General features: G+C 45.2%; 15 protein-coding genes. 2 read left to right on the top strand and 13 right to left on the bottom strand.

Annotation, left to right across the window (positions count from 1 at the left end; all coding sequences use genetic code 11):
- Positions 1 to 56 precede the first annotated feature (56 nt).
- The 4 genes from MKY52_RS10935 to MKY52_RS10920 all read right to left on the bottom strand — a co-directional run bounded on the left by MKY52_RS10935 (position 57) and on the right by MKY52_RS10920 (position 7,128).
- Positions 57 to 3,485, bottom strand: coding sequence for an S-layer homology domain-containing protein (locus MKY52_RS10935; protein ID WP_341051353.1), 3,429 nt, complete (start codon positions 3,483 to 3,485; stop codon positions 57 to 59).
- Positions 3,486 to 3,615: 130 nt separating this feature from the next.
- Positions 3,616 to 4,668: a sensor histidine kinase gene (locus tag MKY52_RS10930; RefSeq protein ID WP_341051351.1), complete on the bottom strand. Its 1,053-nt coding sequence runs from the start codon at positions 4,666 to 4,668 to the stop codon at positions 3,616 to 3,618.
- Entirely contained in the window at positions 4,665 to 5,342 is a 678-nt protein-coding gene (locus tag MKY52_RS10925) for a response regulator transcription factor (RefSeq protein ID WP_076285637.1), read from the bottom strand. Before MKY52_RS10925 ends, MKY52_RS10930 begins: the two co-directional genes overlap by 4 nt.
- On the bottom strand, positions 5,272 to 7,128 hold the full coding sequence (locus tag MKY52_RS10920) for an ABC transporter ATP-binding protein (RefSeq protein WP_341051349.1): 1,857 nt from the start codon (positions 7,126 to 7,128) through the stop codon (positions 5,272 to 5,274). Before MKY52_RS10920 ends, MKY52_RS10925 begins: the two co-directional genes overlap by 71 nt.
- Positions 7,129 to 7,496: 368 nt before the next feature.
- On the opposite strand from MKY52_RS10920, the gene MKY52_RS10915 reads away from it, so the two are divergent.
- Positions 7,497 to 8,729 (top strand): MFS transporter, encoded by a 1,233-nt coding sequence (locus tag MKY52_RS10915; RefSeq protein ID WP_371915739.1) that lies wholly within the window; start codon positions 7,497 to 7,499, stop codon positions 8,727 to 8,729.
- A gap of 81 nt (positions 8,730 to 8,810) precedes the next feature.
- Here the strand turns inward: MKY52_RS10915 and MKY52_RS10910 are convergent, their stop codons facing one another.
- Positions 8,811 to 10,517 carry a glutamine--tRNA ligase/YqeY domain fusion protein gene (locus tag MKY52_RS10910; RefSeq protein WP_341051347.1) on the bottom strand — a complete coding sequence of 569 codons (1,707 nt, stop codon included), beginning with the start codon at positions 10,515 to 10,517 and terminating at the stop codon, positions 8,811 to 8,813.
- A gap of 230 nt (positions 10,518 to 10,747) precedes the next feature.
- On the opposite strand from MKY52_RS10910, the gene MKY52_RS10905 reads away from it, so the two are divergent.
- Positions 10,748 to 11,296, top strand: a complete 549-nt coding sequence (locus MKY52_RS10905; protein ID WP_076285633.1) for a GNAT family N-acetyltransferase — start codon at positions 10,748 to 10,750, stop codon at positions 11,294 to 11,296.
- Positions 11,297 to 11,387: 91 nt separating this feature from the next.
- Here the strand turns inward: MKY52_RS10905 and MKY52_RS10900 are convergent, their stop codons facing one another.
- From MKY52_RS10900 to MKY52_RS10865, 8 genes are all read right to left on the bottom strand, one after another.
- Positions 11,388 to 12,032 carry an MOSC domain-containing protein gene (locus MKY52_RS10900; protein ID WP_341051346.1) on the bottom strand — a complete coding sequence of 215 codons (645 nt, stop codon included), beginning with the start codon at positions 12,030 to 12,032 and terminating at the stop codon, positions 11,388 to 11,390.
- Positions 12,013 to 12,543 (bottom strand): GNAT family N-acetyltransferase, encoded by a 531-nt coding sequence (locus MKY52_RS10895; RefSeq protein WP_339267645.1) that lies wholly within the window; start codon positions 12,541 to 12,543, stop codon positions 12,013 to 12,015. The genes MKY52_RS10900 and MKY52_RS10895 overlap by 20 nt, the downstream gene beginning before the upstream one ends.
- Before the next feature lie 77 nt (positions 12,544 to 12,620).
- Positions 12,621 to 13,841: an MFS transporter gene (locus MKY52_RS10890; RefSeq protein ID WP_076118992.1), complete on the bottom strand. Its 1,221-nt coding sequence runs from the start codon at positions 13,839 to 13,841 to the stop codon at positions 12,621 to 12,623.
- 433 nt (positions 13,842 to 14,274) lie between these two features.
- The gene (locus MKY52_RS10885) at positions 14,275 to 15,102 is read right to left on the bottom strand and encodes a formate/nitrite transporter family protein (protein ID WP_042192534.1); all 828 of its coding nucleotides are present in this window, start codon (positions 15,100 to 15,102) and stop codon (positions 14,275 to 14,277) included.
- A gap of 275 nt (positions 15,103 to 15,377) precedes the next feature.
- A complete protein-coding gene (locus MKY52_RS10880; protein WP_076297929.1) occupies positions 15,378 to 16,742 on the bottom strand; it encodes an FAD-dependent oxidoreductase in 1,365 nt (454 codons plus the stop codon).
- Between the two features lie 336 nt (positions 16,743 to 17,078).
- The gene (locus MKY52_RS10875) at positions 17,079 to 18,713 is read right to left on the bottom strand and encodes a formate--tetrahydrofolate ligase (RefSeq protein ID WP_341051344.1); all 1,635 of its coding nucleotides are present in this window, start codon (positions 18,711 to 18,713) and stop codon (positions 17,079 to 17,081) included.
- A gap of 250 nt (positions 18,714 to 18,963) precedes the next feature.
- On the bottom strand, positions 18,964 to 19,440 hold the full coding sequence (locus MKY52_RS10870; protein ID WP_339267652.1) for a glutathione peroxidase: 477 nt from the start codon (positions 19,438 to 19,440) through the stop codon (positions 18,964 to 18,966).
- A gap of 245 nt (positions 19,441 to 19,685) precedes the next feature.
- Positions 19,686 to 20,549, bottom strand: coding sequence for a M15 family metallopeptidase (locus MKY52_RS10865; protein ID WP_341051342.1), 864 nt, complete (start codon positions 20,547 to 20,549; stop codon positions 19,686 to 19,688).
- Between the last annotated feature and the right edge of the window lie 12 nt (positions 20,550 to 20,561).

Below are 20,561 nucleotides of genomic sequence, written 5' to 3'. Positions count from 1 at the left end.
TCTGGGAAAAGCGGCGTTTCATTTAGAGATTAAAGGATAGCCTTCACCATCCACTATTATAGATATAGAGCCTCGAGCAGCTTGTAAAGCGTCGTTGCTGCCTCCGCTCTTGTAGCATTGTTCTCAGATCTGAATGTGTTATCCTCGAATCCACCCAAAATACCCGCTTCAACACCCGCTTTTACAGATGCCTGTGCCCATTGTGGAATGGAGGTAATATCCGCGAAGTCCCCCTCTTTATCCGTTTGCTTATGGGCATTAGCCTTCAAAGCATTCGCGAGCATAACTGACATTTCGGCACGGGTAATCTTTTCTGAAGGCTCGAAGAACATTTTGCCGTTCACATCATATCCACGAAGGATTCCGGCATTTACCGCCGCTGCTACATCATCTGCAGCCCAAGCTGGAATCGCACTTTGATCCGCGAATTTCACTGTGCTACCTGTTGATTGCAAACCAAGCGCCCGTACAATCATAGAAGCGAACTGTGTCCGAGTAACATCCTCATCCGGACGGAAGGTATGATCCTCGTACCCTTTCATGACGCCCATACCGATTAGACGGTCTGTAAACGCCGTGGACCAATGAGTATTCAAATCGGTAATCGATGGGGCCTGATAATTAAACACAGCATATTTGGCAAGCTGATTTAAGCTTGCAGTTATAGTCCCACCCGTTTGACTCTGACCACCAACATAAATCCACTTTTTAAGCTGTTCGTTGTAATAGTAGATAGCTGCTTTATGCCCCGATGTAATCTTGGTCGCATCGTAATTGAGGGACAGTTCCACAGGCTTATTGAGCATGCCTGCCTTGTCACTAGTAAGCTCTACTGCTGCACTCACAGCCTGGAGAGCGCCCATTACTGGCGTCTCATCAGCAGCAATAACCGAAAAGGCAATTTCGCTGTTACCAGACAACGCTCCAGCCGGAATCGTAAAGCTGCCCACGTCTTTAAGTGTGCCCGTTCCTCCCTGCTGTGCTTTTACCTCCAATTCCACATGCGGAGTTGTAGAAGGCTTCTCTGTAGTAGATGGCGCCGCGGTAGGAGCTGGAGTTGCAACTGGTCCGTTGCCTCCTCCGTTATTATTCCCCCCTCCACTGCTAGTGCCCGCAGTTACAACTACTGTGCGTACAATCTCAGTAGCTGCATTGCCAGCCAAATCTGTCGCATTGTACTTCAGTGTATAGGTTCCTGGAGTCTGAACATCCACTGTTCCTGTCACCAGGATAGAGCCTGCGATCCCAACCTTGTCAGTAACGTCTGCGCCCGGGTCCTTGAAGTCATCCCCTTGGGTCAGACTAAGACGGCTATCCCCCTTCAGGGTAATCACAGGTGCTGTACGATCGATATTCACAGCAAGCGGCAATGTTGTCTTATTTTCTAAAGAATCTGTTGCCTTGAATTGCAGTTGATGTTGGCCTTCTTCCGAAATCTCAACCACTTTCCCACTTTCATAGGGCAGGAAATTTCCGTTTACATCAGTCGCTAATTGAATGGATACATCTGCACCAGGAATATATACGCTAGCATACACGGTTACCGAAACACTCTGATTCGTCCAGTCACCACTTAAATAAGCTTGTCCGTTCTCAGTCTTTAATGTGCTATGAAGCGCCAATGGGGTGATACTATCATCTCCGCTTAGCGTTACTTCAAAAGCCTTCGTTTCCGTAGCCAATCCCCGCTGAATTGTAGCTGTTAAGGTCAGCTTCGTATCCTTCTTAGGTTGGTAGATGATTTTACCTTCGTTCGTCATTAGAACCGGATTGGAGCTTTTCCACACAATACTTGTCCCGTGTTTGCCTTCGGTAGGCAACGTTAGATCAGAAGTTACTGCGCTTGTGTCTCCTAGATCTAATGCAGTCATAGTATCGTTAACTGCCTGCTGATCGCTGTACGACTCCACATCCACAAAAATCGGATTGGAATAAAACCACATATCACTATAATTACGGGCGTTGATTTCTTCGAAACGAGTCAGGTTATCGACGGTATTATTTTTTGGATCAATCTGCGGTTCACCGTTAACCGTTTCTCCCGCAACATCAGTTCCAAGGTTAGTCCCTCTTAACCGGAAATAACGATCCTTGTCCGCTGCCTCTACCTTATACTTATACTTAATAACATTGTAGCCTTCGGAATCTGTAGTCCAGTCCTCGCTTGTGAAGCGTTTCAACACTTTTGTTGTATCGTTAGTCGCTTTGGTGTAATCAGGTGTACCTGGATCAACCTTGCCATGGACTTCACCGGAGATCAAATCTACATGGTCTACCTTAACGGCGTCGCCATTATTATTTTGCGGTGGACTTTTGAAACGGATCGTAAGCTCTAGGTCGTCGCCTTGTTTTACGTCCAGTTCGCCACCCATTTCTTCCTCTTGTCCATCTCCAGACACTTTAAACTCTAATGCGTTGATGAGATCCCCAAAAACAGAGAAGGACTTCCCTGACCGCATGCCATCTACGACAGCGTTAATATCGGAGCCATCCACCCAGGTATAGTTCTTGGAATATTCACCAGGCCAGTAACCGCTGGAAAATTGATCATTTTTTGTTTTGAAATGAAAATCAGAGTTAGCAAAATTCCAAAATCTGCGTCCCTCACCCAGCAGTGCGTCCCACATTCCTCCAAGCTGCGCAACCTTGACGTCTGTACCTCCGTAAGTCTCAGGCGTCTCTCCCCGGTCACTCGCCATCTGATTGCCCAGCATACCTTCAAAGCCGAAGACAAGATTCGGATCGATATTGTTAAAGTCACGGATATCCTCTATTTTAAGCTCCGAGCTTGTACCATTTTTTCTGGAGGGGTGATTGATCAGTACATAGCTATCTGGATAATGACTACTGAGCCATTTCATAGCTGTGCGAGTATCTTCTTTTGTAGAAAAAGCTCTCGTATCCGCCGCACTCCACTTAGCCACATCTGCCGGATCGAACATACTTACATCACGATTAGTAAATAAATATTCAAATTGATTAATAGCCTTCAAAGCTTCTGCGGACCCTGGATGATCTGTAACAATCCCAACTGCAGCATGATCGTATTGGGGCATATCCCACTCAAAGCCTGAAAAAATGATTTTCCCAGCATATTTGCCTTCTGCCTGTAACTTCTTAATTTTCTCATTCTGATAATCCACAATACCTTGAGACATCGGAATGGAGCCGCCAGGGAGATTCACCCCTTCATCATCCCGGTCAGATACCCGAAGGTGATCAGCCAGTGCCATCCAGTCAAAACCATTCTGTTCAAATGCAGCATCGAGCACACTTTTCAATGACTCCTGAGCATCGTTCGATTCAAACGTATGTGCATGGTATTCACCTGTCATCCATTTCCCTGAATGTTCAGAGGCTGTAAACGTGATATCAGGCGCTGATTCTCCTGAAGCACCATAAACTGTCTGTAATGAAAAGTTGGGTGCTAACAATAATACGGCAAGCGAACTAGTTAGAAAAACGCGAATTTTGCTCTTCTTCAAAATGATTAATCCTCCGATGTCTTTTGGATTTTCGTAGATTCTATATTTAGAATAGTAGAAAATTGTAAAGACATGTCGGATTTTGTTGCATGTTTATGTAAATATTCATATTTTCATAAACAATGCCGATTTATTTCTTTGGCATTGGCAAGCTCACTACAAAAGCCGTTCCTTCACCCGGTCGGCTGGCCACGGTTACTTTACCGTTATGCAGCTCAACGATCTTCTTAACCAGTGATAGGCCCAGGCCACTACCGCCCCCGCTTGCTGTTCTAGCTTTGTCTGCCTTATAGAAGCGATCAAAGATGCGAGGTAAGTCTTCTTCAGAGATACCAATCCCACTATCTAGAATCTCCACCTCTACCCGCTCATCTACCGTTCGAAGCTTGATATGAATACATCCATTCTCGGGAGTGAATTTAATGCTGTTATGAAGAAGATTGGTCCAGACCTGGGTCATTAAATCTTTTACCGCAGTTACATTCACTTCTTCCAGTTCGGCCTCTACCTCAATATTTTTCTTCAGCCACTGTGGCTCAGAAGCCAGAATTGTATCTCTAAGCTGTTTGTCCAGACGATAAACCTGATTTTCAAACGGAAAATTACCCGATTCGAGCGCTGATAGCTTCAATAAATTATCACTGAGCCCAGATACGCGGGTACTCTCAGCCACAATAATATCAATATAGTGCCTCTTACTCTCCATACTTAAGGTTTCGTCCTGCAGCGCAAGCGCAAACCCTCGAATGGAGGTTAGCGGGGATTGAATTTCATGTGATACATTGGAGATAAAATCCTGGCGCATGGTTTCCATCTGACTCAGCTCACTAGCCATTTCGTTAATACTCTCTACAATTTCGCCGAATTCACGGTATTCCCTATTTTGTTCAAGTACAACATCAAAGTCTCCCTTGGAAATACGGCGAATTCCTTCAATAACCGATTTATAAAAGACACGTTCCCAGCCACGAAAGAAAATAGAAAATAAGAAAAAGACCAGCAGTAAAATCACAAAACCAACTAGAAAGGTGACCAATTGCAAAACATACTTTGAGGAAGGCCAGCCATATGCAGCATTCACTTGGTTCATTAGAAAATAAGCCGCAGTCCAGCAAAGCGCAGCTGCAGCAAGAAAGAGAATAAACATCAAAACATGCTTCACAATATCTTTAAACAAGTTCATGCATGCCCCTCCAACCGATACCCTAGACCACGGATCGTACGAATAACGAATCCATAGTTATCCTGATTGAACCGTTCACGCAAGCGGTTGATATGCACATCGAGTGTCCGCTCATTCCCTTCAAAATCATAACCCCAAATTTCTTCGATCAGCCTGTCTCTTGTCAATGTTTGCCCCGGATAGCTGCCCAGCTTAAACAACAGCTCAAATTCCTTAAGCGGCAAGGTAATTTCCCCATACTCTGAAGAGACCTCGTAGGTTTTGCGATTCATACGCAATCGGCCTACGGTCACACTTTGCGCGGCAGAAATCTGATATCGTTTAAGCAGCGCCTTTACTCTCGCAATAAGTACAACCGGCTCAAATGGCTTGACTAAATAATCATCACTACCCAGCTCAAAGCCTTTTACAATTTGTGAGGTTTCCCCTTTGGCTGTCAGCATTAAAATCGGGAAATCATAGTTCTGGCGCATCCGCCGGCATAGCTCCCAGCCGTCCATGTTGGGCATCATCACATCAATAATAGCTAAATCTATGTTATTACCTTCCAGAATCTGAAGAGCCTCCAGTCCATCGGAAGCTCCATAGATCTCATCCATTCCTTCAGCTCTCAGAAATACTTCTACCAATTCGCGGATGTGCGGATCGTCGTCCACTACTAGTATTTTTGTCATGTAGCACTGGAGCCTCCTCTTCAATGTCCTGAACCTCGGGGTTATTCATCTGTAGCTGCTGGGTGGCAAATTCACGATACAGCTCATGGTTTTCCAGTAGTTCCTCATGACTTCCCATTCCGGTAATTTGACCTTTTTCCATAAAAATAATCTGCTCTGCATTTACAACAGTAGCCAAACGGTGCGCAATTACAATCGTAGTCCGACCCTTCATCAGATTGGACAGTGCCTTCTGCACCACGGCTTCTGATTGGCTATCCAGACTGGAAGTGGCTTCATCAAGCATAAGAATCTTCGGGTTCCGCAGCAGTGCTCTAGCAATAGCAATCCGTTGCCGCTGTCCACCAGACAGCTTCACGCCTCTTTCGCCGACATCCGTATTATATCCTTCAGGAAGTGCATCAATAAAACCATCTGCATAAGCCATTGCTGCTGCTGCGTGCATCTCCTCCCTGCTAACGTCACGATCCAATCCATAGGTTAAATTCTCAGCAATCGTACCCGCCAACAGTGGACTTTCCTGCGAGACATACCCTATAAGCTTCCGCCATGAACGCAATGAGAATGTAGACACTGGCTTGTCACCCAGCTTTATCAGACCTGACTGAGGCTCGTAAAAACGTTCTAGCAACGAGAACAACGTGGTCTTACCGCCCCCGCTCGGTCCGACAATAGCCGTCACCTGACCAGGAAGCATCTGGAAGCTTACATCATTCAATACCTTCTCACCATTTTTATATCCAAAGCTTAGTCCCTCTACTGAGATCGGACCTTCTGTGCCATTTGCCTCTTCCTGTCCCTCATATACTTCCTCTTCTGCTGCCAAGGTCTCAATAATACGCTCTGAGGCACCCTTAGCCTTCTGAATCTGTGTGAAGAACGTAGTCAGTTGAGTAAGTGGCATAATAATCTGAATAAGATAAAGAATAAAGGCGACCAGTTCTCCAGCCGTCAAGACGCCGGAAGATACCTGCATCCCACCATAACCGATAATGACCACAAGCAGCATCATAAAAACAAAGGAGACGAGTGGACTGATCATCGCGCTAATCTTGCCTTCACGAATACCAAAGGAAAGCAGGTTCATAATTCCATTCTTGCCTGCCTCGTACTCTTTTTTCTCTGCGCCTGAGGATTTGACCAGACGGATCTCAGATAAAACACCACTAAGTGTAGCAGTAAAAGAAGCTGTCTCATCTTGCATTCCCTTGGAAATTTTGTACATCTGCCGCCCAAGTGGTACTAGTATCAGCGCAGAAAGTGGAAGAACAGTGAATAGAACAAGTGTCATTTTCCAATTTAAAAATAGCAGAACTGAGATCGAACCTACAATGGAAATCACTCCGGTAAATAAGCTGGCTAGATGTTCAGAAATCAGCGTTTTGATGATCCCTGTATCATTCGTCATGCGGCTGACACTTTCTCCCGTTCGGTTGTCATTATAATAAGCCACAGGCAGAACTAGAAATTTACGCCACAGTCGGTCCCGCAGACCTGCAACCATCTTCTGACCTGCATAATTGAGCAGATAGATAGAGATCCCTCCCGCAATGGTCTGCGCAATAAACGCAGCTGCTATACCCGCAATCTGCAGCTTGCTCACGGAGGCCAGAGAGAAGCCATCCACCAAGTTCTTAGTGAACATCGGGATGACCAGACTAACCAATGTCGATATCATGCTTAACGCAATGGCTATAGCCAATAAGCCGTATGAAGGCTTGGTTTCTCTTAGTAGCGTTAAGAACGGCTTCAGCGCCATCTTTCGCTTGGATTCGGATTTCTTCATGACAATGACTCCCCTTTTCTTAATAGCTCTACGAGAAAAGCTAGTATTATCTTTCTCGCCTTACACCCATCCTATCTGCAGATTGTAAACTGAAGTTAAACGCGCCGATCAGACAATACTGCCTTGTCATTTCCCATCCTGCGGGAATAGTCATAGGCCAAAATAACGCCCGTTACACTTAGCGTTTGTACCTTCTACGCACGCGTTCACGCATTTTTTGTCGCTTATCGTCTCAAACATAAATAAAACCCAAAATAATGTAAAAAAGTAAAAAAGGGTGTTTGTATCCCTTTTCAACACGTGTTACAGTGATAGAAGGGCCTACTATTGGCCACTCTACTCCATGCAAGATATTTAGTGAGAAAGGAGTGAACCATTTGCGAAAAGGCGTTATTCCATCTTCTATCACGTCTTTAAAATGGTTCAATTTTTTTGTATATGGAACCATGGTCCTCTTCACCAGCTTCTTTCAACTATACCTGCTGGATGTAGGGATGAACAAATTAGAGATTGGTGTCTTATTCTCTATGGGAGCGCTAGTATCCATATTTGCAAATCCATTTTGGGCGTTCTTAACAGACCGTTCTCAGAATATACGGCGTATCGTTTTGCTAATGTTATTCGGAACGCTAGTGTTCTCACAGTTTATGTTTCGAGCAAATACATATGAAACGATCTACAACGCCATTATTTTGTTCTATTTCTTCCAAGGACCACTATTTGCTCAAAGCAACACGATGATTCTCAGCTATATTGATGGAACTAATCAGCGCTTCCGTTCTTTCCGGCTTTGGGGTTCAATAGGGTGGGCACTGATTGCGATTGTCGCCGGCTTTATCCTGGATTGGGCTGATGTATCCATCTTGACCTATCTGCTTACAGCGTTACTAGGTGCATCAATCCTATCCGTTCTTGTATTGCCTAAAATTAACCATACCATTATGAGAGCTCCGATGCCGTATAAGGGCTTAAGTAAGTTGATTTTCAATCCTTTTTTCTTGTGCTTTTTATTGTTTGGTATTCTGGTATCCATTCCAAACACTATGAACACCACATTTATATCCTTGTATATTACGGATCTGGGCGGCTCTAAAAAAATGATTGGTCTTGCCGTATTCCTCTCCTCCATTTTAGAGGTAGGCGTATTCGTTCTCTGTGACCGGTTCCTGAAACGTAAAATTTCTGTTCTGCTCGGCTGGCTTGCATTGGTCAGTGGTTTGTTCGTTCTGCGTTGGTGGTTTATGGCTGATGCGACTACTGCCCTTCAAGTGGTGTTCATTCAAATTTTACACTGCATAACGTTCGGCGGCTTTTTCTATGTAGGTACCCAATTGACGATGCTCCTGATTCCACGTCCTTATCGCTCTTCCGGACAAGCGCTCTACACCCTAAGCTGGAGTGGGATATCCGGTTTCATTGGAGGTATTCTCGGAGGTTGGATGTATCAGTATCTGGGTGCACAAAGCATGTATCAGACGGGTGTATTCTTGACGCTTATTGGAACGCTTGGCTTTGGTTTCATGTGGCTCTTTGTTAGCCGTGGAGGGTATCGCCCCCCTTCAGAGGAAGATGAAGAGATCTTCGACATCGAAGCGTTATAATTCAACAAAAAGCAGGCTCAAACGTACCTATTCGGGACGTTTGAGCCTGCTTTTTGTTGTTACCTTGATTAATTTATCTGTTTAGCCTTGTTTAGGAGGCTGAAATGAACTCTTCAGTGAAACGATAAGATTGAATACGAGATGTCCAGGCGCCGAATATTTGCTATCCACATTAAAATAGCCATGACGGAAGAACTGGAATTTATCCTGAGCCACGCTATCCTTAAGCGCAGGTTCAACAAACCCTTGCAGAATTTCTATGGACTTAGGATTAAGCTGATCTAAGAAGCTAGGCTCCGATTTCTCTACCGAGGAATCTAAACCTTCAACCTCCACAGCCTCATCCGCTTCTTCAGCAGAAATCAGAGGCTCGTATAGACGGAATTCCGCTGAAACCGCTTGGCTAGCTTCAACCCAGTGCAACGTACCTTTTACCTTGCGGCCTGTAAATCCACTTCCGCTCTTCGTTTCTGGATCATACGTACAATGCAGCTCCACTACCTCGCCATTCTCATCCTTAATAACCTCATTACATTTGATGAAATAAGCATGCTTCAGACGTACTTCATTACCAGGGAACAACCGGAAATATTTGTTCGGCGGATTCTCCATAAAGTCATCACGCTCAACATAAATTTCACGCGAGAACGGAATTTGACGTACGCCCATTTCCTCATTCTCTGTATTATTCTCCGCTTCAAGCCATTCTGTTTGACCTTCAGGATAATTGGTGATAACAACCTTAAGCGGTCGTAACACAGCCATAGTACGCGGTACAGTTAGCTTAAGATCCTCACGGATAAAGTGCTCCAGCATTTGCAGGTCCACCAGACCCTGACTCTTAGAGATACCCGCTTCATACACGAATTTACGAATCGCTTCCGGCGTATATCCTCTACGGCGTAGACCAGAAATCGTAGGCATCCGTGGATCATCCCAACCATCCACATGTCCTTCGTCTACAAGCAGCTTCAGCTTACGCTTACTAGTCATCGTTTGAGCCAGATTCAGACGACCAAATTCATATTGATGAGGGACAGCTGGCATCTCACATTCCGCTACAACCCAATCGTAGAATGGACGTTGATCTTCAAATTCGAGCGAGCAAAGGGAGTGAGTAATCCCCTCAATAGCATCTTCTAACGGATGAGCGAAGGTATACATTGGGTAGATACACCATTTATCGCCTGTGTTATGGTGATGTGCATGTGTAATCCGATAAATTACAGGATCACGCAGGTTAATGTTCGGTGACGCCATGTCAATCTTGGCGCGAAGAACCTTCTCACCGTCCTTGAATTCGCCTGCACGCATACGCCGGAACAGATCCAAATTCTCTTCGATACTACGATCACGATGCGGACTGTTCTTTCCTGGTTCCGTCAGCGTTCCACGCAATTGACGAATTTCATCCGCACTGAGGTCATCGACATAGGCTTTGCCCTTTGTAATTAATAATTCGGCACGTTTGTACATTTCCTCAAAATAATCAGATGCAAAACGCAGCTCTTCCCATTCATAACCGAGCCACTTTACATCTTCCTGAATCGAGTTTACATATTCCGTATCCTCTTTAGCCGGATTCGTGTCGTCAAATCTCAGGTTAGTCTTGCCACCGAACTCGTCCGCCAGTGTAAAGTTAATCCAGATCGCCTTGGCATGTCCGATATGTAAATAACCGTTCGGCTCCGGCGGAAAGCGTGTGATAACTTCCTTTACTTTACCGGTACGGAGGTCTTCGGTAATAACATTCTTAATAAAATTGGAGGGGGTGCTACGGTTCTCCACAGCTATCAACCTTTCATTCTGTAGTGTTACACTACTTCTTGTATAAACATGTTTCCTACTAATATACCCGTTAACCGTAGATTGTTCAATAAAAGGGGGCACAAGGCACGGATCATTTTTTAGTGTCTTTAGACCTTTTGACTTCTGTCAGGGCGATGGAGTAGCATGATAATCATAAGAAATAATCCATAATCATACATAAGGCCTTGTGCCGAAAAGGAGGCAACCGCTTGTTTAATTATGTCATTGATGAAGAGCTGATGTTAAAGCCGCTAATGCCAGAGCACGCTCGGCACATGTTCGCGTTAGTAGAGCACTCACGGGAACGACTACGACAATGGCTCCCTTGGGTGGATGCCGTTACGGAACAGGCCCACACTCTAAATTTCATCAAAAATGCGGTTAAACAAAGCACTGACAATGGTGCTTTTACCGCTGGACTATGGGTTCGCGGTGAGCTCGCCGGTGTTATTGGGTATCACCAGATTGACTGGCATAACCGATCTGTTGGGATCGGCTACTGGCTGGGTGAAGGATATGAAGGTAAAGGGTATATGACCAGTGCCTGTCGGGTTCTAGTAGACTATGCACTACTGGAAATGGAGCTGCAACGTGTAGAAATTCGCTGCGCGACCGGAAATGTTTCCAGCCGGGCGATCCCGGAACGGCTTGGTTTTGTCCTTGAGGGTGTGATTAGACAGTCAGAGAAACTGCCTGACGGCTACGTCAACCATGCCGTATACGGTTTATTACGTAGTGAATGGCAGCTGCTCGGTTAAGTTAGGCTAAGCAAGCAACATATAAGCTCATAAATAGAAATAAGCCTGGAAGGCATACGCCTCCAGGCTTATTTTGGTTTGTAGATAGTGTTTAACTCTCCGGCAGACCCAGCTGTTTTCGAAACTTGTTCCGCACTACGGCGGAGAGAGTTTCTAGCTCCGCAAGAGCTGCCAGTGCAGCTTCCTCTTGCAGCCCTACTTGCATTAAATGTAGTACATGCGCCACGGACGCACCGCCAGCTCCACTTTCTTTTTTGACAATCTTATCTCCAGTGGAGATCTTTCCTTCACGAAGCACACGCAAGTAAAATCCGCTATATCTAGTGTCCAGCACTTGAGCCGGGAGATCTGCCGGGCCATGCTTTTGTGAGATTTTGAAGCAAGGATAACGTGGCTGGCTGACCTGCAGCACAGTGGTACCTATTTCGTACACATCGCCAATGCACACATCTGTCTCTAATAAGCCGGCAATTGTTATATTTTCCCCGAAGGCAGAGTATTCCAGTTTCTTCCCAAGCTGCTGCTCCCAGTAGGGATAATGCTCGATGGGGTAGGCACAAACTGCCTTGTCAGGGCCCCCGTGATGTTTCAGATCCGCCTGACCATCTCCGATAAAACCATTAGTATTTAACTGAACTGATCCTTCGACAGGCATTTTATAAATCCCAGTCTCCAAAGGTTTCCCCCGATAATCCACTGTTACCGGCCGCCCCACATTAAGCGAGATGATCTCCATATCCTTCTCCTCCTGTCAGCATGCAGCACATAAAGATTTCATCCACATATCGACCGCCAAGATAAAACTCCTCCCGCAGACGTCCCTCTTCCACAAACCCGCATTTACGATAAAAAGAAAGCGCTGATTCATTACAGGATAATACGCGTAGACGCAGCTTACGAATGGCGTTATCTGCGGCATGTTCCTTAATAGCCTCTATGAGCTGCCGGCCAATACCTAAACGTTGATAATCCGGATGAACAGCAATATTGACCTCGCACACATGCCTGTTACTCTCCATTCGACTAGGGCAGCCAAACCCAACATATCCGCATAGCTTGTCATCCTTTAGTGCTACTAGCTGCGAACCCGGGGGAGCATTCAGTAGATAATCCTCTTGGGAACGCCACATTAATGGCCCCGGGCTAGTGTTCTCCGTCCAGATCATATGATCCAGATGAATCAGTTCCCGCACGTCTTTAATCTCTGAGAACCTTATTATAAACCTATCCCTGTTGCTAAGTTTCATAAAGATGTACACCCCTTGCCTTGCACCTCTATAGAATTCACAGTAGATCATTTGAATCCACTATGCTCAACTCTCAACTATCCTATTGACCGCTCCAATGAATTTCCTCGGCGGTTGATATATGCATGAACGATAAAGAATCCTACGGACAGCAGTGCCATCGCACATGCCAACCATGCGGTAGGCGCTAAGCCTCCACTATCGTATAACCTACCCATTAAGTATGGTCCAATCACCCTGCCGACTGCCCCCATGCCTCCACTTAGCCCTAAATAGAAAGGAGCACTGCGACCTGCATGATCCGAAATAAAGGAAGGCATGGCCGGAGATATCAGCATTTCCCCAAGCGTAGCGAGTACCATCCCAAGCACTAGACCTGAATAAGTCGGCATCCATAAAAGAACAGCATACCCACCCAAATAAAATAGAGCACTTACTGTCATTTGCGCCGTTGAGGTAGATGCGAACCAGCGTTTAATTACTGTTACGAGCGGCTGAGCTGCAAAAATGAGAATTCCGTTAAGCGTCCAGAGAAAACCATAAGTCTTCTTAGGCCAGCCCTCAGAAATAATGAACGGAGATACCCCTGTATTCCAGATAGAGTTCCCTAATAGTAGGAACATCGAGGCAATACCCATATAAAGATAAATTCGTGTATGCCCCATTAGCTTCCAGGTAGATTGTTTGTCAGGACCAGCCTTCTGGTGTTCTGCGACCTCCTGTGAAGAATCTCCTCCGACTTTCTTGAGATATACAAAAAAGAATACCGCAAATACCGCTGAAGTTACGCCGTTCATCACAAAGCTGAGCATATAAGAAATATCGGCCAAAAAACCACTTAACGCCGTACCCAGTGCTACACCAATATTATTAGCGACATAAATAACATTAAACAGCTCTCCGCGCTGCTTCGTAAAACGAAAGCCGATAAATGCCTGAATCGCAGGTAAGGACAGTGAATTAAAGAGCCCTACCAGTCCCATCGCGACCATAAATAACGTCCAGTTGTTACTTGCTGCCGGCAAAGTGAACAGAGCAAGTGCATTCATGCCCAGCGCTCCAACAATCAGCCGGTTAACGCCTACCTTATGATAGAGTGAGCCCCCGAGTAGTTGACCCACAATTCCTCCAACTGATTGAATAAGAATCACTAATCCGGCATCCGACATGCTGCGTCCAAGCTCATCAAAAACATACATTGTAACCAATGGCCACATCAGTGCACTACCCGTTGCATTAATAAGACTAGCAATTAAAAATATCTTAACTTCTTTAGGATAATTCTGTAAAAACTTCATAAGTAGTGTACATCCCCTGTAATATATGTGTCATTATTCCATCCAGTATTATCCCAAAACAGGGTTCAGGGCAAGCGGACGCATTGACGTGCTATCGTGATAAAGTCTCAGTATACTTTACCTCTTATTTAGGACTAACTTCTGCCGTAGCTGAGAAAAAAGTAGCACCTTTCACGTCCGCATTCCTCCCTATTTCTATTATCTATTTATATTTTATAGTTGCCGCTGTCGTCCGTAAAGTAGACTAAACAATAATGAAGTGTTTCGTTATTACAAAGTCGGGGTAATAGAGCCTAGAAACACTCCCCCTTTTAAAATTCGCTGTGCATCCGAATTCGTTCCCCCGAGCTCGGATACATCACGGCGGATTTTATTTGTCTATACAGCAAAAAGCACCCCTCAACTATTCTAAGGAGTGCTCTATAAGATAGGTTTAGGCGTGTTTTTTTACACCGCTGCCGGACATGCTGTCCACGGACTGAATAGATGCAGGCTCTTTGCGCAGGTAAGCCATCCAATAAGCTGCCGCAACAAAGATCGCACCGCCCGTCAAGTTTCCTAGCCATACCGGAACAAAATTGTTGAAGTACTCTCCCCATGAAAAATAACCTTCAAAAATAGCTGCCGGAATTAAGAACATGTTGGCTACAACGTGCTGGAAGCCGATAGCTACAAAAGCCATCGTTGGGAACCAGATACCGAGGATTTTGCCACTGAAGTTATCTGCTCCATAGGAGAGCCATACCGCCAAAGCTACAAGCCAGTTACAACCGATACCGGAAACAAATGCCGGCAAGAAGTCTGCCTCAAGCTTATGTCCTGCCATCTCCACTAATTTTTCCAAATACACACCGTCAGAGGTTAAACCCACCACGTGACCGAAAAAGTAAGCTACAAACAAAGCTCCCGCTAGATTGCTCAGGGTAATCAATACGAGATTCTTAACCACTTCCCAGAAGGATATCTTCTTCGCCATAAAAGCAAGTGGCACAGCCATCATATTGCCTGTCAGCAGTTCTCCCCCTGCAAGCAGTACTAGAATCAATCCAACAGGGAAGACAGCTGCCCCAATAAAGTTAGCGATGGATCCCCATTCATGTGGTGCGCCAGCAATGACGCGAATATCCAGTAAAAATCCGAGCGCGATAAACGCTCCTCCCAAAAAGCCCAGAATTAGTACGGTGCTTAAAGGATTGTGCGCCTTTTTTATGCCGTTCTCGACCGTGACTGCGGCAATCTGCTGCGGTTTATTATAAGCCATGATTCCTATCCCCTTCATCTATTTACTTAAAATTTGTTCCTTTACGACCATTGTAGCGTGTCATAAAACACATTAACGTGATAATTATCACTTAATGAAAAACTAAGTGAAACTTTTCACTGACATGTCAAATTTAACGAAGCGCATCCATAATTACATTTGTAAGAACAGGCTCCATATTATTTTAAAGGTAAATAGTACCAGCTTCAATCACAAAAAACCGGAGCCATATATGGCTCCGGTTTACCCAACTTTATTGTTCACAGGCATATAAATTATACGGTTACTGCCTCTTTACTTGGTACTGATGCCGGTAGCGATTCGAGGCCTACTGTATTCAGGAAGTTCCAAGGCTTGTTGTAATGAGGTTGGAAGAAGAAATCGATAAAGGCAAGCTGATCGATTGTCATTTTATTTTGAATACATACAGATACTGTGTTGATCGATTGCGTCAAGTCCGTCTTGGACAAGATTTGCGCTCCGAGAATGCGGCGTGTGGCGCGATCAAATACCACTTTTAATTGCACCTGCTCGAAGGTTGGCATAAATTCTGGACGGTAGTTGTCAATAATCATGGTAGTTTCTACGTCCATTCCTTCAGCCTTAGCCCCTTCTTCAGTAAGACCGGTAGCAGCGATATTATCTTCATAAATCTTAATGCCCGAAGTCCCTTGAGTACCCATATAAGGAATCGTCTCTTTCACTAAGTTACGTGCGACCAAAGTGCCCATCCGTACTGCATTGGTTGCCAGTGGAATATAAGCGTGCTTACCCGTAGGGTTGTAATGAATCGCGCAGCTGTCACCAGCGGCATACACATCTGGGCAACTAGTCTGCATATAATCATTGACCAGAATTGCGCCATTTGGCAGCATATCCACTTGACCTTTTAACAGCTCAGTATTCGGACGGAAGCCGATGCAGAGAATTACAAGATCCGCCTCATGTTCCCCTTCGCTTGTGATAACCTTGGTAACTTTACCACCTTCACCAGCAAAAGAACTTACCTTCTCATTCAGCGCTAATTTAATACCATGATCCTTAAAGGATTGTTCGATCGGCGCAGTAAACTCTGGGTCCAAATATTTATTCAAAATACGATCTTCGCCATCAATCAGCGTAACTTGCTTTCCGTTCATTTGGAAGGCTTCCACCAACTCAACGCCGATATATCCAGCGCCTACGACTGTGATTTTATTCGCTTGTTTAGCTTTTTCTATAATGGTATTGGAATGATCATAGTTCTTGCAAAGCAAGACGCCTTCCAGCTCAATCCCTTCGAGCTTCGGTACAATCGGCCATGATCCCGTAGTCATAATCAGCTTATCATAGGTATCGTCAAACTCCTGTCCGGTTACCAAATTGCGAACACGCAATGTTTTGGACTTCGTATCCACAACGGTCACTTCATGACGCATGTTGGTTTTTACACCAAGCTCAGCAAGCTTCTCAGGGGAAGAATAGAACAGCCCGTGTGGGTCCTTGACCACTCCACCTACGTATAAAGCAATTCCACAAGATAAGAAAGAAATATTATCATTACGCTCATAAACCGTAATCTCGGCTTCCGGGTGAAGCTTGGCAGTATTTACAATTGCGGCAGTTCCGGCATGGGTACATCCAATGACAGCTACTTTCATTATTTTCTTCCTCCTTCAAATGGACAACCTGGTTATATATTAGAATTGCTTGACTGACCAAATTAGATATCTGATCACCGATGAGTTAATTGTGATTTATTTCACTTTATAAATTGATTATATTGTGATATTTATCACATTGCAAGTCTTTTCGCCTATATTCTCAGATTGTTCACAATTTTAAGCATTTTCCGTCACTGCTGCCGATTGCGACCTCGTTAGCTTTGCCATGGGCGTAGGACATTATGTTCTGCCTCCTCAGGATATACTTTCTTATAACGCGCAAAAAAGGCTTTCCCCTAAACCAACAGGGAAAAGCCTGATCATAAACTGTATCTACACCAAACCGTGAATCACGCCATCCTCATCCATCCATAGTGCCTCAGCAGCTGGCTTAGCCGGTAGACCTGGCATCGTAACGATATTGCCCGTAATCACTACAGCAAACCCTGCACCGAGCGAAAGGGTAATATCACGGACACCTACCGTGAAACCTTCTGGAGCGCCAAGCAATCTAGGCTGATCTGAGAAGGAATAAGGGGTCTTCGCCATACATACTTGAAGATAATTTAACCCAAGACGCTCAATCACCGCTAGGCTGCGTTTGGCCGCAGGGGAAAAGTTAACCTCCGCACCACGGTAAATTTCGCGAACAATCTTGGTGATTTTGGAAGAGATGTCGAGTCCATTCTCATACAAAGGAGCAAAACGTTCAGTGTCGCTATGGTCCAGAAGTTTCTTTAATTCCGAAGCCAACTCTTGTCCGCCTGCACTACCTTCTGCCCATACCTTGGATATTGCCGCAGGAACGTTCAATCGGCGACAAGCCACCACAACGTCATTAATCTCTTCTGGGCTATCGCCTTCAAAATGATTAATGGCAACAAGAACAGGCACCCCAAATTTGCCGAGATTCTCTACATGACGCTCCAAATTAGACAATCCAGAGCGCAGCGCCGTCCGGTTCTCCGTTTGGAGCTCATTCTTAGGTACACCACCGTTATATTTCAAGGATTTCACCGTCACGACAAGCACTGCCGCTGAAGGGGTTAGACCCGCTTGCCGGCATTTGATATCCATGAATTTCTCTGCACCAAGATCCGCTCCGAAGCCTGCTTCCGTAACCACAACATCTCCCAGCTTGAGTGCATAACGAGTACCAATAACACTACTGCAGCCATGGGCGATATTCGCAAATGGACCACCGTGTACAATAACAGGAGTGCCCTCCAAGGTCTGCACCAGATTAGGCTTAACTGCTTCCTTCAGCAGCGCTGTCATCGCTTCAACTGCCCCTATTTGCTCGGCCGTTACAGGCTGTCCCTCTTGGTCATACCCAATCAAAATACGGTTCAGACGCTTTTTGAGATCACTCAGATTATCGCATAGGCATAATACAGCCATAATCTCAGAAGCTGTTGTAATCTGAAATCCACTTTCCCGCACGGCTCCATTTCCATCTCCGAGCCCTGTCACAATATTCCGCAGACTGCGATCATTCATATCCATCACGCGTTTCCAAACGATACGCTGCGGATCAAGACCCAGCTCATTACCTTGGAAGATATGATTGTCAATCATCGCAGACAATAAATTATGTGCAGAAGTCACCGCATGAATATCACCCGTAAAGTGCAAATTAATCTCATCTGCCGGAATGATCTGTGACTTGCCGCCGCCCGTGGCACCGCCTTTCATGCCTAAGCATGGTCCGAGGGATGGTTCGCGCAAGGCAGCCACGGTCTTTACTCCTGCTGCGTTCAATGCCTGTGCCAGCCCAATGGTTGTTAAGGTCTTCCCTTCGCCAGCAGGGGTTGGATTCACCGCAGTGACCAATACCAGCTTGCCATCTGGTTTGTTCTTCATGTCTTCCCATAAGGACGGTGAAAGTTTACTTTTATATTTGCCGTATAGTTCCAGATGCTCTTCGCCAATTCCCGCTTGTGCTGCTACCTCTGTAATTAACTTCATGCTTGTATTGAACCCTCCTGCCGTTATTATCCTGCTGTATTCCACGCTTTATGCATATTTTGCATGGGCATTACATTCTCTTCAAAGAATACATGGTCTCTGTAAAGCGTCAAGTATAATTTATCACAACAAAATTTAAGGCGCCTATTCTATATTCCTATGTAAAAAAAGAAAATCCCGTCGAGGCCCGGCCAAAGACCGAGGTCGAAAGGATACTTGTAAAATAACAATTCATCAGTCCCTAAATGATCTACAGTAAGGACTCAATCTGTTCTGTCATCGTTTCTGGCGATTCCTTTGGCTCCACACGAGCTACTACATTACCGCCACGATCAATAAGAAACTTCGTGAAATTCCAGCTGATATCACTGCTATCGCCAGTACCCGGCTGCTGCTCTTTTAAATAATTGAAAAGAGGGCTGGCATCCGGTCCATTCACATCCACTTTGGCAAACACAGGAAATGTAACGCCATAATTAATCTGACAGAATTCTTCTGCCTCTTCACTTGTACCCGGCTCCTGACCCGCAAATTGGTTGCAGGGGAATCCTAATACTACAAGTCCCTGATCCCTATACTGCTCGTATAGCTTCTGGAGATCCCCATACTGCGGTGTAAGTCCGCATTTACTAGCCGTATTGGCAATCAGCACTACCTTACCTTCATACTCTGTAAATGACACTTCTTTACCCGAAGGCGTAACGCCGGAAAAATTGTAGATCGACATCCTAATTCCCCTTCCTTCCATGTACTTAGACTACACTACGTATCTTACCCGAATTGTAACAGAATGCAACTTATCGACACTTTCTGTAAACACTAAGAACAAGCAAAAACGCCTTCGGCGTCCCTAAAGGACGGTAAGCGTTTAGCGAGAAATATGAGGATAAAGTATAGTGTGAAACTTATAATTTCTTATATTTAGAAAAAAGCAGCCCTATGTATTTCTTAGGACTGCTCTCTATCACTCTGTTATTTGGATACGGGTACGACATCATAATATTCTTCCAGCGTAATCCCTTTATCCGCAATATAAGTAGCTATATCCTTGCCCACATAACGGATATGCCAAGGCTCATACTTATATCCTGTAATGTCCTGCTTTCCTTCTGGAAAGCGGATGATATAACCATATTCGGTTGCATGCTGCGCTAGCCACTCCGCTTCCTTCGTTCCACCAAAACAGCTCTCCGCAGCACATTTTCCGTCACTTCCTGAGACATCGATAGCAAGCCCTGTCTGATGCTCGCTATAGCCAGGCACGGCACTGTAAGTACGAGCCAGTTCTTCTCCGTCTTTCTCAACATAACGATTGAACAGCCTTGTTTGGGTTTCCTTAGAACGGTAGGCCGAAACGCCAGCCAAGTAAATCCCGTCTTCCTCTGCGCCTGCGAACAGTTTCTCTAATGCTTCGGCAGCTTCCTTACGCATCATACGCTTCTCGATTTTCTCTTTAAATGTAAAACGCACTTCCGGGTAGACTAGATCCGTTGGCTTATAGTTCTCCGGCAGTCCATACTCCTTATTCACCATCACAGCTATGCTGTCAGGCTCTTTAAAAGAATCATCAGTGCTATTTCCCTTGCCGTTACTATCCGGTTCGGACGGATCAGAGGGATCCGTTGTATTAGATGGGTTAGCTACCACTGGGTCTGTTATGCCCTCTTCGATGCTATTTCCATCTTCACCAGGCTCAGCTTGAAGATCATCCTGCACATTTATATTGGAACCGCTACTATCTGAAGCAGAAGGAGAAGGCGTCGTATACTTCCCAATCCCCCACCCAACAGCAATAACGACAATTAACAAGATTATTATTTTAAATTTTTTAGACATCTGCAAGATCTT

Source organism: Paenibacillus sp. FSL P4-0184 (assembly GCF_038004625.1).
Lineage (GTDB): Bacteria > Bacillota > Bacilli > Paenibacillales > Paenibacillaceae > Paenibacillus_AQ.
Note: the sequence above shows the minus strand (reverse complement) of the source record. Positions and strands in the feature narration are given on the sequence as shown.